The 12,388-nt window shown below is 61.4% G+C and carries 11 protein-coding genes; 3 read left to right on the forward strand and 8 right to left on the reverse strand.

Annotated elements, in window-relative coordinates:
* Complete coding sequence (gene pdxH, locus ACIPZ5_RS22715; protein WP_343600162.1) at window positions 1-648, forward strand: pyridoxamine 5'-phosphate oxidase; 648 nt, start codon at window positions 1-3, stop codon at window positions 646-648.
* Window positions 649-872: 224 nt separating this feature from the next.
* The gene (locus ACIPZ5_RS22720; RefSeq protein ID WP_261941294.1) at window positions 873-1,337 is read left to right on the forward strand and encodes a glycine zipper 2TM domain-containing protein; all 465 of its coding nucleotides are present in this window, start codon (window positions 873-875) and stop codon (window positions 1,335-1,337) included.
* Between the two features lie 175 nt (window positions 1,338-1,512).
* Here ACIPZ5_RS22720 and ACIPZ5_RS22725 read toward each other — a convergent pair whose 3' ends face one another.
* The 7 genes from ACIPZ5_RS22725 to ACIPZ5_RS22755 all read right to left on the reverse strand — a co-directional run bounded on the left by ACIPZ5_RS22725 (window position 1,513) and on the right by ACIPZ5_RS22755 (window position 9,019).
* Window positions 1,513-3,120 carry an NAD(P)/FAD-dependent oxidoreductase gene (locus ACIPZ5_RS22725; protein ID WP_261941293.1) on the reverse strand — a complete coding sequence of 536 codons (1,608 nt, stop codon included), beginning with the start codon at window positions 3,118-3,120 and terminating at the stop codon, window positions 1,513-1,515.
* A gap of 103 nt (window positions 3,121-3,223) precedes the next feature.
* Window positions 3,224-3,898, reverse strand: coding sequence for a COG3650 family protein (locus tag ACIPZ5_RS22730; RefSeq protein ID WP_400810773.1), 675 nt, complete (start codon window positions 3,896-3,898; stop codon window positions 3,224-3,226).
* Window positions 3,899-4,074: 176 nt separating this feature from the next.
* Complete coding sequence (locus ACIPZ5_RS22735; RefSeq protein ID WP_003254879.1) at window positions 4,075-4,776, reverse strand: ABC transporter ATP-binding protein; 702 nt, start codon at window positions 4,774-4,776, stop codon at window positions 4,075-4,077.
* Window positions 4,777-5,544, reverse strand: coding sequence for a high-affinity branched-chain amino acid ABC transporter ATP-binding protein LivG (livG, locus tag ACIPZ5_RS22740; protein ID WP_003254878.1), 768 nt, complete (start codon window positions 5,542-5,544; stop codon window positions 4,777-4,779).
* Entirely contained in the window at window positions 5,541-6,797 is a 1,257-nt protein-coding gene (locus ACIPZ5_RS22745) for a high-affinity branched-chain amino acid ABC transporter permease LivM (RefSeq protein ID WP_261941291.1), read from the reverse strand. The genes livG and ACIPZ5_RS22745 overlap by 4 nt, the downstream gene beginning before the upstream one ends.
* The gene (gene livH, locus ACIPZ5_RS22750) at window positions 6,794-7,717 is read right to left on the reverse strand and encodes a high-affinity branched-chain amino acid ABC transporter permease LivH (RefSeq protein ID WP_085675265.1); all 924 of its coding nucleotides are present in this window, start codon (window positions 7,715-7,717) and stop codon (window positions 6,794-6,796) included. Before livH ends, ACIPZ5_RS22745 begins: the two co-directional genes overlap by 4 nt.
* Window positions 7,718-7,903: 186 nt before the next feature.
* Window positions 7,904-9,019: a branched-chain amino acid ABC transporter substrate-binding protein gene (locus ACIPZ5_RS22755; protein ID WP_103449448.1), complete on the reverse strand. Its 1,116-nt coding sequence runs from the start codon at window positions 9,017-9,019 to the stop codon at window positions 7,904-7,906.
* A 359-nt stretch (window positions 9,020-9,378) separates the two neighbouring features.
* Here ACIPZ5_RS22755 and ACIPZ5_RS22760 point away from each other — a divergent pair, with 359 nt between their 5' ends.
* Window positions 9,379-9,684, forward strand: a complete 306-nt coding sequence (locus ACIPZ5_RS22760; protein ID WP_261941290.1) for a DUF2288 domain-containing protein — start codon at window positions 9,379-9,381, stop codon at window positions 9,682-9,684.
* Between the two features lie 370 nt (window positions 9,685-10,054).
* Here ACIPZ5_RS22760 and ACIPZ5_RS22765 read toward each other — a convergent pair whose 3' ends face one another.
* Window positions 10,055-12,229, reverse strand: coding sequence for a hypothetical protein (locus ACIPZ5_RS22765; protein WP_343600149.1), 2,175 nt, complete (start codon window positions 12,227-12,229; stop codon window positions 10,055-10,057).
* Window positions 12,230-12,388: the final 159 nt, after the last annotated feature.

The following is a 12,388-nucleotide window of genomic DNA, read 5'->3' on the forward strand; positions in this document are numbered from 1 at the left end:
ATGACCCAATCCCTGGCCGATATGCGCCGCGACTACACCCGTGATGGCCTGGCTGAAGCCCAGGCTCCGGGTGAGCCGTTCGCCCTGTTCCACCAGTGGTTTGCCGATGCCGTGAAGACCGAGCAGCCACCAGTGGAGGCCAACGCGCTGACCCTCGCCACGGTCGATGGCGAGGGCCGCCCGCATTGCCGTGTGTTGCTGCTCAAGGGCCTCGATGACCGTGGTTTCACCTTCTTTACCAACTATGACAGCGCCAAGGGCCAGCAACTGCTGGTCAATCCGTTCGCTGCCATGACCTTTTTCTGGCCGGCGCTGGAGCGCCAGGTGCGGATCGAAGGTCGGGTGGAAAAGGTCACGGCCAAGGAGTCGGATGACTACTACCAGGTGCGTCCGCTGGGCAGCCGCCTGGGGGCCTGGGCTTCACCGCAGAGCCGGGTGATTGCCAATCGTGAGGAGCTCGAAGGGTTGGTCAAGGCCACCGAAGCGCGCTTTTCCGATACCCAACCGCATTGCCCGGAGCATTGGGGCGGCTACCGTTTGCTGCCGGAGCGGGTCGAGTTCTGGCAAGGGCGAGCCAGCCGGCTGCATGACCGCTTGAACTACCGCCTGGTCGATGGCCAGTGGGCCCGGGAGCGCCTGGCTCCGTGACTGCCTGGGGCCGCTTTTGCGGCCCTTTGCTTTCCTGATTCCACAACTTCTGCACACGACGATGAAGTAATCCGTGGCTATGCTTGGTCTGAGCTGTAACGCCCGCATTACTGTCCTCTGTGGCTGTACAGGGGCTGAATGGAAATAAATTTTTCGCGTTAGCGCCGTGACAGCCGTCAATGCGCAGCGTCTAATGGACACCTGTTTTTCTGGAGATTGTACCCATGCGTAAATCCGCTTTGCTGGTGGCGACTTTCACCACCATGTCGCTGCTGCTCGGTGGCTGTGCCTCGAGCCTGACCGGTGACAGCTATTCCCGTGATGAGGCCCGTCGCGTGCAGACCGTGCGCATGGGGACCATCGAATCCCTGCGTCCGGTCAAGATCGAAGGCACCAAGACCCCGATCGGCGGTGGCGCTGGCGCCATCGTCGGTGGCGTGGCTGGCAGCGCCGTTGGCGGTGGCCGTGGCAGCGTCGTCGCTGCGGTGATCGGTGCCGTTGCCGGTGGCCTGGCAGGTTCGGCTGCCGAGGAAGGCATCACCCGTACCCAGGGCGTGGAAATCACCGTGCGCGAAGACGATGGCAGCATGCGTGCCTATGTCCAGGCCGTGCAGGAGAATGAAGTCTTCCGCGTTGGCGACCGCGTGCGCATCATGACCGTTGACGGTACCAGCCGCGTTTCGCACTGATCGCAGCGGCAAATAAATACCCCGCACGGTCCAGCACTGTTCGGGGTTTTTCATTTTCTGGGCTGGCCTCTTCGCGGGTAAACCCGCTCCCACAGGTACTGCACAGTTTTCAAGGGCTGTGCAATCCCTGTGGGAGCTGGTTTACCCGCGAAGAGGCCAGCCCAGGCAATGCAGCTCAGAGCCCGAGCATATCCCGCGCCACTGCTTCGGCAATGCGGATGCCATCCACACCTGCCGAAAGAATGCCGCCGGCATACCCGGCACCTTCACCTGCTGGGAACAGCCCCTTCAGGTTCAAGCTCTGGAAGTCAGCGCCACGGGTAATGCGCAGTGGCGAGGAGGTGCGCGTCTCGATCCCGGTCAACACCGCATCATGCAGGTTGTAGCCTTTGATCTGGCGGTCGAATGCCGGCAGTGCCTCGCGGATGGCCTCGATGGCGAAGTCCGGCAGGCTCGGCGCCAGATCACCCAAGGTCACCCCTGGTTTGTACGACGGCTCGACGCTGCCCAGGGCCGTGGACGGTTTGCCAGCGACGAAGTCGCCCACCAGCTGCGCCGGCGCCTGGTAGTTGCTGCCACCCATGACGTAGGCGTGGGCTTCCAGGCGCTCCTGCAACTCGATGCCGGCCAGCGGGCCACCCGGGTAGTCGCGCTCGGGGTCGATACCGACAACGATGCCGGAGTTGGCGTTGCGCTCGTTACGCGAGTACTGGCTCATGCCATTGGTAACGACGCGGCCCGGTTCGCTGGTGGCTGCGACCACGGTGCCACCCGGGCACATGCAGAAGCTGTACACCGAACGGCCGTTCTTGGCGTGGTACACCAGTTTGTAGTCAGCCGCGCCGAGTTTCGGGTGGCCGGCGTACTTGCCCAGGCGTGCCTTGTCGATCAGCGTTTGTGGATGCTCGATACGGAAACCCACCGAGAACGGCTTGGCTTCCATGTATACGCCCTTGGCGTGCAGCATGCGGAAGGTGTCGCGGGCGCTATGGCCGAGGGCCAGGACCACATGGCGCGAGTGCAGCTGCTCGCCACTCTCCAGCACCACGCCAGTCAGTTGTCCGTCTTCGATCAGCAGGTCGGTGACTTTCTCCTGGAAGCGCACTTCGGCGCCGAGGGCAATCATGTCCTGGCGCATCTGCTCGACCATGCCGGTCAGACGGAAGGTGCCAATGTGCGGTTTGTTGATGTACAGGATCTCGTCTGGCGCACCGGCCTTGACGAACTCTTCCAGGACCTTGCGGCCGTGGTGGTTCGGATCCTTGATCTGGCTGTAGAGCTTGCCGTCGGAGAAGGTCCCGGCGCCGCCTTCACCGAACTGCACGTTGGACTCGGGGTTGAGCACGCTTTTGCGCCACAGGCCCCAGGTGTCCTTGGTGCGCTGGCGTACTTCCTTGCCACGTTCGAGGATGATCGGCTTGAAGCCCATCTGCGCCAGCAGCAGGCCGGCAAAGATACCGCACGGGCCGAAGCCGACCACGATCGGGCGTTCCTGCAGGTCGGCCGGGGCCTGGCCGACGAACTTGTAGGTAACGTCCGGGGCCACGCCGATATTGTGATCGTCGGCGAACTTGCTGAGCAGCTCGGCTTCGTTGCTGGCTTCCAGGTCGATGGTGTAGATGAACAGCAGCTCGCTGTTCTTCTTGCGCGCATCGTAGCTGCGCTTGAACAGGTTGAAGCTGAGCAGTTGCTCGTCGCGGATGCCCAGGCGCTGGACGATGGCTTCACGCAGGGCTTCGTCGGGATGGTCCAGGGGCAGCTTCAGTTCGGTGATTCGTAGCATGGCAGGGTCCAGTATCCCGGCCATGGGCGGCCGGCGGCTTTACACAAACCGCCAAGTATAAGCTGTTCGCCGCCCTGACTGGCAGGATAAAAGCGCCCGGCGATCAGTTGTCGCGCGCGCCGCCGTAGTAACCGCAGCCGCGCAAGGTCTGGCCGTCGATACGCAGCTCGGCGCGCAGGTGGCGCACGGCGCCCGTGGCGGCATCGACGCAGCGTTGTGGGGCGACCCACAGTTCAACATGCTGGCCGTTGGCTTCGCTGGTCAGGGTCAGGCCACCGCCGGGCACTTCTTCTTCGAGGAACGGCAAGGGCAGTGGGTCTTTGCCGACGCGGTTGAGCACCATGCCCTTGCCACTGGCCTTGATGTCCCAGCCCGCCTCATGGCCATTGGCGCGCAAGGTCAGCTGCTTGAAGTTGGGGTCGTCGCAGGCGCGGGTGGAGGGCTCCAGGCGGTACAGGCGGCTGACCTCCAGCTGGCCATCGTTGTCGGCCTGCTTGCTGCCGCTCAGGCGACCGCGCACGTCGGCGAACAGCTTGGCGTTGGCGTCCTTGGCCAGGTTGACGGACTCCTGGAGGATGCCAGTGCCGGCGACATCGTTGATCACGAAGTGGCGGCTCTCACCACAGGGTTTGAACAGCAGCCGGCCGCCACCTGCGCTCAGCTCACCCTGCATGCGCGTGGTACCGATGTTCGGGTCACGGGGCTGCTCGGCCAGCAACTGGCAGCCGGCGAACAGGGGCAGCACGGCACTGAGCAGCAGGGTAGGGGTGAGGCGCATGGGGCGGGCTCCGGGGAATCTTTGCCAAAGAGCTGGCCACGTTACTCAGGCTCGGCGGGGATCACAAGCCTTTGCTGAACCTGTGCCGGCCTCTTCGCGTCGAACTGCCGCGAAGAGGCCGGCACGGGTCACTCATTTCTGACAGGCAGAAAAAAGGGCCCGAAGGCCCTTTTCATTCAACCCCCCAGATACGCGTCGCGCACCTTCGGGTCGGTCAGCAGTGCCTCACCGGTACCTTGCATCACGACCCGGCCGTTCTCCAGCACATAGGCCCGGTCGGCGATCTTCAGCGCCTGGTTGGCGTTCTGCTCCACCAGGAACACCGTCACGCCATCGCGGCGCAGCTGTTCGATGATGTCGAAGATCTGCTGGATGATGATCGGCGCCAGGCCCAGCGAAGGCTCGTCGAGCAGCAGCAGTTTGGGCTTGCTCATCAGCGCCCGGCCGATGGCCAGCATCTGTTGCTCGCCACCGGACATGGTGCCACCGCGCTGGATGTAACGCTCCTTCAGCCGCGGGAACAGTTGCAGGACCTTGTCCAGCTGCTCCTGGTAGTCGCCCTTGTCGGTGAAGAAACCGCCCATGGCCAGGTTTTCCTCGACCGTCAGGCGGGCGAACACGCGACGGCCTTCCGGCACCACCGCGATGCTCTTGCGCATGATGTGCGAGGACGGCTGGCCGACCAGCTCTTCGCCGAGGTACTTGATGCTGCCGCTGTGCGCCTGCGGCGAGCCGCACAGGGTCATCAGCAAGGTCGACTTGCCGGCGCCGTTGGCACCGATCAGGGTGACGATCTCGCCCTGGTTGATCTCCACGTTGACGCTGTGCAGCGCCTGGATCTTGCCGTAGAAGGTGGAAACGTTCTCGAACTTCAGCATTTACGCTTCCCCCAGGTAGGCTTTGATCACGTCAGGGTTGTCGCGGATCTCTTCTGGCGTGCCGTGGGCCAGGGGCGTGCCCTGGTTGATCACGACGATGTGGTCGGAGATGCTCATCACCAGCTTCATGTCGTGTTCGATCAGCAGCACGGTGACGTTGTGCGACTCACGCAGGTAGGCGATCAGCGCCTTGAGGTCTTCGGTTTCCTTCGGGTTCAGGCCGGCGGCCGGTTCGTCGAGCATGATGATCCGTGGCTGGGTCATCATGCAGCGGGCGATTTCCAGGCGGCGTTGCTGGCCGTAGGCGAGGGTGCCGGCAGTACGGTTGGCGAACTCGGTCAGGTTGACCTTCTCCAGCCAGTACTGCGCGCGTTCCATGGCCTCCTTCTCGCTACGGCGGAAGCTTGGTGTCTTGAACAGGCCGGCGAAGAAGTTGGTGTTCAGGTGGCGGTGCTGGGCGATCAGCAGGTTTTCCAGCGCAGTCATTTCCTTGAACAGGCGCACGTTCTGGAAGGTTCGCACCACGCCCTTGCGGGCGATCTGGTGACCGGCCAGGCCCTGGATCGGCTGGCCGTCGAGCAGGATGGTGCCACCGCTAGGCTTGTAGAAGCCGGTCAGGCAGTTGAACACCGTAGTCTTGCCGGCGCCGTTCGGGCCGATCAGCGCCACCACCTGTTTTTCCTTGACGGTCAGGGCCACGCCGTTGACCGCCAACAAGCCGCCGAAGCGCATGCTAAGGCCGCTGACTTGCAGAATTTCACGGCTCATCGATGCAGCTCCATGTGGGGACGTTGCATAGGCAGCAGGCCTTGCGGACGCCAGATCATCATCAACACCATCAGCGCACCGAACATCAGCATCCGGTATTCGCTGAACTCACGCATCAGCTCCGGCAGCAGGATCATCACGATGGCCGCGAGAATCACGCCCAGTTGTGAGCCCATGCCGCCGAGCACGACGATGGCGAGGATGATCGCCGACTCGATGAAGGTGAACGACTCCGGCGTCACCAGACCCTGGCGCGCCGCAAAGAAGCTGCCGGCGAAACCGGCGAAGCAGGCACCCAGGGTGAATGCCGAGAGCTTGATCACGGTAGGGTTCAGGCCCAGCGCACGGCAGGCGATCTCGTCCTCGCGCAGCGCTTCCCAGGCACGGCCGATCGGCATGCGCAGCAGGCGGTTGATCACGAACAGCGCCAGCAGGGCCAGCAGCAGTGCGACCAGGTAGAGGAAGATGACCTTGTTGATCGAGTTGTATTCCAGCCCGAAGAACTCGTGGAAGGTCTGCATCCCTTCGGCAGCCTTGCGCTCGAAGGTCAGGCCGAAGAACTCCGGCTTGGGGATGTTGCTGATGCCGTTGGGGCCGCCGGTCCAGTCGGTGAGGTTACGCAGGAACAGGCGGATGATCTCGCCAAAGCCGAGGGTCACGATTGCCAGGTAGTCACCGCGCAGGCGCAGCACCGGGAAGCCGAGCAGGAAGCCGAAGGTAGCAGCCATCAGACCCGCGATCGGCAGGCAGACCCAGAAGCTCCAGCCCAGGTAGTGCGAGAGCATCGCGTAGCTGTAGGCACCGACGGCGTAGAAGCCGACGTAACCGAGGTCGAGCAGACCGGCCAGGCCGACCACGATGTTCAGGCCCAGGCCCAGCAGTACGTAGATCAGGATCAGCGTGGCGATGTCGACCGCCCCGCGCGAGCCGAAGAACGGCCACACCAGCGCCGCGACGATCAGGCCGATGATCACATAGCGCTGGGTTTTCGGCAGGGTCAGGTAGTTGCTGACGGCTGGCGGGATCAGCTTGCGATCCGAGCGACGGCCCATCACCGAGTTCCACTGCTTGTCGAACAGCACGCGCAGGAACATCAGTACCGAGCACACGGCGATGATGCTGATGGTGAATGAACCCTGGCTGTGCACCGCCAGGCTGATGCCGTCGATGCTCAGTTTCAGGCCCAGCACCGGGAAGGCCACGGCCCAGACCAGCAAGGCGCTGAAGAACGCCTGTTTGAGATTTCTGTTCATACTTTTTCAACCTCCGGGCGGCCGAGGATGCCGGTCGGCCGGAACAGCAGGACAAGAACCAACAAGCCGAATGCCACCACGTCCTTGTACTGGTCGCCGAAGACATCGGCGCCGAACGCTTCGGCCACGCCCAGCACCAGCCCGCCGAGCATGGCGCCCGGGATGCTGCCGATGCCGCCCAGTACCGCCGCGGTAAAGGCCTTCAGGCCCACCAGGAAACCGGCGTTGGGGTTGATCACCCCGTACTGCATGCTCAGCAGCACGGCCGCCACGGCCGCCAGGGCGGCACCGATGACGAAGGTCAGGGCGATGATGTTGTTGGTGTTGATGCCCAGCAGGTTGGCCATCTTGATGTCCTCGGCGCAGGCGCGGCAGGCGCGGCCCAGACGGGAACGGGAGATGAACAGGGTCAGGCAGGTCATGGCCACCAGGGTGACCACGAACACCAGGATCTGCATGTAGGAAACCAGGACTTCTTCTGCACCACCCGGCCCGAAGGAGAAGGCTCCCGGGATCAGGTTGGGGATGGATTTGTCCTTCGAGTCTTGCGACAGCAAGACCGTGTTCTGCAGGAAGATCGACATACCGATGGCGGAGATCAGCGGGATCAGGCGGTTGCTGTTACGCAGAGGGCGGTAGGCAACCCGTTCGATGCTGTAGCCATAGGCACTGGTGACACAGATCGTCGCGACGAAGGCGACGGTCATCAGGATCGGCAACGAATGGATACCCATCATGGCCAGGCCCGCCAAGGCGATGAAGGCCACGTAGGAACCGATCATGTACACCTCGCCGTGGGCGAAGTTGATCATGCCGATGATGCCGTACACCATCGTGTAGCCGATGGCGATCAAGGCATAGGTGCTGCCGATGGTCAATCCATTAACCAGTTGTTGGAAGAAATGGTAGATCTCAGGCATTACAGCGCTCCTAAAAACCTGATTTGCATTTCGCTGGCAGGGGTACGGCCAGGAAACCGCGGGTGACGGTTTTAAGATTTTCAGGTGGGTCGGCCCCCGGATCGCGGGGATCAGGCCCATGAACCTCGTAAAACAAAGCCCACTGCTCGCACAGTGGGCTTCTACGGTCAGCTATTAGTCACGCAGTTACTGAGGGGAGACTTCAGTCTTCGGCTTGCCGAAGTGCCATTCGTAGACCACGAACTTGAAGTCTTTCAGGTCGCCCTTCTCGTCGTACGACAGGGTGCCGGTCGGGGTCTTGAAGGAGCCGGCGTGGATGGCGGCTGCCACCTTGTCGGTGTCTTCGGACTTGGCCGCTTCGATACCTTTGGCGATCAGTTCGACAGCCGAGTAGGCCGGGAACACGAACGGGCCGCTTGGGTCCTTGCCGTCGGCCTTGATGGCGTCGACGATGGCTTTGTTCTCTGGGTCTGCATCGAACGACTTCGGCAGGGTGACCAGCAGGCCTTCGGAGGCGTTCTGGGCGATTTGCGAGATGGAGTCGTTACCCACGCCTTCCGGACCCATGAACTTGGCTTTCAGGCCTTTTTCCTGGGCTTGGCGCAAGATCAGGCCCAGCTCTGGGTGGTAGCCGCCGTAGTAGACGAAGTCGACGTTGTTCTGCTTGAGCTTCTGGATGATCGAGGAGAAGTCCTTGTCACCGGCGTTCAGGCCTTCGAAGACGGCAACCTTGGTGCCTTTCTTCTCCAGCGTCTGCTTGACCGCGGTGGCGATGCCTTCACCGTACTGCTGCTTGTCGTGCAGTACCGCGACGACCTTCGGCTTGACGTGGTCGGCGATGTAGTTGCCGGCCGCCGGGCCCTGGGCGCTGTCCAGGCCGATGGTGCGGAAGATCAGCTTGTAGCCACGGGCGGTGATTTCCGGCGAGGTGGCCGCCGGGGTGATCATGATCACGCCTTCGTCTTCGTAGATGTCGGACGCTGGCTGGGTGGAGCTGGAGCACAGGTGGCCGATGACGAACTTGACGCCGTCGTTGACCACTTTGTTGGCGACTGCCACGGCCTGTTTAGGGTCGCAGGCGTCGTCGTATTCCTTGGCTTCGAGCATCTTGCCATCGACGCCGCCCTTGGCGTTGATATCCTTGATGGCCTGCTTGGCGCCGATGAACTGCATGTCGCCGTACTGGGTCACAGGGCCGGTCTTAGGGCCCGCGATCCCGATCTTGATGGTATCGGCGGCAAACGAATGGCTGGCTACCCCGGCCAGTACCATTGCGGCGAACAGCTTGGAAATCTTGATCATAGTGCTCCACTCATTCTGTTGTAATTCTTATAGTCCTGGCGGCCAGGGCTACAGACCGGGCGGGATTTGCGGCATGGCCACGCCATACTGCATGCCCACCTTCCCCCGGAACTTGTCCCGGAACTGTACCGGTACAGTGTAGAGCGCTGTTCGCGCGCTTGAAAAGCGGGCAAAAAGTGCCTGTTCCGCGGCTTGTCGCATGCTCGACACAAAGATACAGAAAAGCGCCATCACTTTGCCTGTACCCCGGGCTCCACCCCACAACTTCGGAGCCAATCGACCAAATTACATATTTGAAACCGGGTTTTTCTGCAAAAATGCCGACCTTTTTCATTGGCCGAATTTGCGGGTACAAACCCATGACTGATCAAACAAGCACCCTCTATGCCAAATTGCTCGGCGAGACCGCGACAATCGAGTGGAAAGCTTTGGAGCGTTTCTGGGCCAAGGGTGACCTGATTTGGGTCGACCCCGGTCTCGACCTGATCGAGGTTGCCGCGGCAATGGCCGAGAATCGCAGCGAGATCTTCGCCAAGTGGCGTAGTGATGGCACTGTCGGACCGGTTACCGCCGAGCAGGCACTCGACCTGCAAAGCCGCGATCCAGAGATCTGGGCGGTGGTGGTTTCGCCGTTTATCGTGATCCAGGCGAAACAAGCGGAATAACGGCGCGCTTTTTTAGTGCGTAAAAATACGCAGTCGCCCCGTATTGGTGCTTGTTGACGCTCACGTAAGGTGGAAGTAAGTAACAACAACCGGGGGATTCGGCGGGGCGGTAACAGTTTACGGCATGCGTAATGGGGCTGCTGTGCAGCCCATCGCGGGCAAGTCGGATCGCCGCACCGCCGCTCCCACAGGGATTGCGCATGCCTTGAGGTAAGCATTGAACCTGTGGGAGCGGGTTCACCCGCGAAGAGGCCGGCACAATAAGCACAAGACAGTTGCTCCCACAGTGTCCCTGCTAATTCAATGAGTTACGTGCAGTTCTGTGGGAGCAGGCCTGCCCGCGATGGGCCGCGCAGCGGCCCGGGCAGTATCAGTAATCGACCCGGCCGGTGTGGCTGTTCAGCGAAATCACCCGAGTCTTGCCGATGCGGTGGCGGAATATCTCGCGCAGGTACTTCACGGCCTTCTTCACACATTCACGCGACAGGCGGATATCGTTGATCGACACGAAGCGGCTCTTGTCGTTGATCAACTCGCGGTACTTCTTCTCGTACATCGGCTTGATCGCGTACCAGTTGGTGTCGAGGATCTTCGCCGGGTTTTCGAACTCGTTCAGCAGGTCGTCGATCCGCTCCTCCGCGAAATGTTCGCTGGTGATGAACTCGAGGATGGCGTTGTCCAGGGTGTCATCGAAACGGTACGGCGTACGGGCAAAGCAGCGCTTGATGAAGGCCACGATCAGGGTCAGGAAATCGTCCGACAGGCACGGGCTCTTGGCGATCAGGGTGGTCAGCGACAGGTTGGCCGAGGCACCGATCACCAGCGCATAGCGCTTGAGCGTGGTATTGGGGAACAGGCTGTTGAGGTGCGTCTTGAGCCGGTTGAGGTCCATGTACGACAGCTTGTAGTCCTTGGGCAGCGAAACGATCGACACCACCGACGAGCAGTTCTTGAAGAAGTGCAGGTCATGCAGCGCCGCCGCGTCGTAACCCGAAGCCTGATATTGCTCCAGGGCCGCGCGGTAGCGGCGCGACTCGATCGGCAGCAGGCTGATGCCTTCGATGGCCTGGGTCTGCTTGTTGAAATGCGGCAGGTCGATTGAGCGCAAGAACAGGTCATCGATGTCCAACCGTGGGGTTTCGCGCTCGAACACCTTGAACTTGTCCGAACCCTGAGCGGGCACCTCGGGCACCACCGACTCGGCGTAGGCAATGGCTACCGGGCCGGCCAGGCTCATGAACAGGTCGTTGGCGTCCAGGCGGATGGTTTCGCCGATGTCGATACCGGCGCGGCGGAAGTAGTTCTGGTCGTAGTCGGTAGTCACCGCCTGGGCGGTGAGGATGTTGAAGATCTGCTGGGAGATGTACTGGTTGGCGTGCTTCTCCATGGCGTTGACGTCGATGTTGTGGATGGTGCCGTCATCGCTTTCTTCGGCGTAGCGCATGATGTCGTTGGAGATCAGCATCATCGCGTTCCATGGGCGGATACGGCCCATCACGCTGGCTTCGCTGCTGTCTTCATTATCGAAGTTGTAAGAGAAGTCCCATTCTTCCGACAGGTATTTGCACAACAGCCGGCCGGCGTTGATGTGCAGGGCTTCGGACATTTCGCTGCGATGGTCCGTAGCATTGGGCAGCACGCAGATGCCGCTGGTGAAGATCGGCTCGAAGACGAACGAGTGCCCACCCTTGCCATCGTTCTCGTCGGCCGGCTTGGTGTCGAAGGTCTTGTTCATGTACGAGTACTGCTGGGCCAGGCCGAACTCCGAAGCCATGCCTGAGCCGGTACCACCACCGGCACTGAAGATGTAGAAGTACAGCCGCGACTGGTTGGCCTTGATGCCGCAGGAGTCGATCAGGTACGAATGGATCAGTTTCCAGTCGGCGCTGGAGAAGCGCTGGGTGTCCTTGTTGAGGATGATCTTCGCCAGGTACTGGCCGAGGATCGGCGCGTTGCCGGCACCGCCTGCATGCACCTCGGACAGGTCCATGATCTTCATCTTGCTGTAGTCGCGCAGGAACTCGCCACGTTCGCCCTTGCGCGAGAAACGGATGCGCCCGGCGATGTCCTTGTCCAGGTCGCCGAGCATTACCAGCGGTTCGACCAGGAACACCGGCTTGGCCCCCTTGTTCTGCACCAGTCGCAGGTTCTGGCGGATCCAGCGCGCCGGGCTATAGCCCGATTCGCCCTTGAGGCGGTCCTCATTGTTGAACTCATTGAGGAAGAACGTGCGGGCGTTGTAGACCAGTTCGGCCACGTCCAGGGCGATGTTCGAGCCGCAACGGCCCAGGCCGATCAGGCACACCGATGGGAACTGCTGCTCCATGCGCAGTTGTTCATCGTCATCGATGTGCTGGTTGCTGGGAAACACCAAGTCACGCAAGCCGTCGAGATTGTCGAGGATGCGCTGGATGTCCTGCTCGGTGAAGTACAGGTATTGCTGGGTGGCTGAGCTGCGTGCTGGCAGCGTGTCACGAACACCATTGGGGATGGGTAGAGTCGAAGGCTCGGGAACCGCATTGGCAGAAGTGTTCGTAGAGGTCATAGTGCGCCATTTGCCTGGTGTCAGTGATTATTAGTGGGTTATGCCATATGGCCATCACGCGAAATGCCGCGACTCTAGCAGTGCGCCATTTACGGATGCGATAGGGGTTTCCCTTACTTGTTTTAAGGATTTTTTTGTCGAGCTGGCATTGCATCGCCC

Source organism: Pseudomonas sp. NPDC089428 (assembly GCF_044749325.1).
Classification (GTDB): Bacteria; Pseudomonadota; Gammaproteobacteria; order Pseudomonadales; family Pseudomonadaceae; genus Aquipseudomonas.

Coding starts and splice junctions, on each gene's coding strand:
- pdxH (WP_343600162.1), top strand. CDS start 1: ATGACCCAATCCCTGGCCGATATGCGCCGCGACTACACCCGTGATGGC.
- ACIPZ5_RS22720 (WP_261941294.1), top strand. CDS start 873: ATGCGTAAATCCGCTTTGCTGGTGGCGACTTTCACCACCATGTCGCTG.
- ACIPZ5_RS22725 (WP_261941293.1), bottom strand. CDS start 3,120: ATGCTACGAATCACCGAACTGAAGCTGCCCCTGGACCATCCCGACGAA.
- ACIPZ5_RS22765 (WP_343600149.1), bottom strand. CDS start 12,229: ATGACCTCTACGAACACTTCTGCCAATGCGGTTCCCGAGCCTTCGACT.
- ACIPZ5_RS22760 (WP_261941290.1), top strand. CDS start 9,379: ATGACTGATCAAACAAGCACCCTCTATGCCAAATTGCTCGGCGAGACC.
- ACIPZ5_RS22730 (WP_400810773.1), bottom strand. CDS start 3,898: ATGCGCCTCACCCCTACCCTGCTGCTCAGTGCCGTGCTGCCCCTGTTC.
- ACIPZ5_RS22755 (WP_103449448.1), bottom strand. CDS start 9,019: ATGATCAAGATTTCCAAGCTGTTCGCCGCAATGGTACTGGCCGGGGTA.
- livG (WP_003254878.1), bottom strand. CDS start 5,544: ATGAGCCGTGAAATTCTGCAAGTCAGCGGCCTTAGCATGCGCTTCGGC.
- livH (WP_085675265.1), bottom strand. CDS start 7,717: ATGCCTGAGATCTACCATTTCTTCCAACAACTGGTTAATGGATTGACC.
- ACIPZ5_RS22745 (WP_261941291.1), bottom strand. CDS start 6,797: ATGAACAGAAATCTCAAACAGGCGTTCTTCAGCGCCTTGCTGGTCTGG.
- ACIPZ5_RS22735 (WP_003254879.1), bottom strand. CDS start 4,776: ATGCTGAAGTTCGAGAACGTTTCCACCTTCTACGGCAAGATCCAGGCG.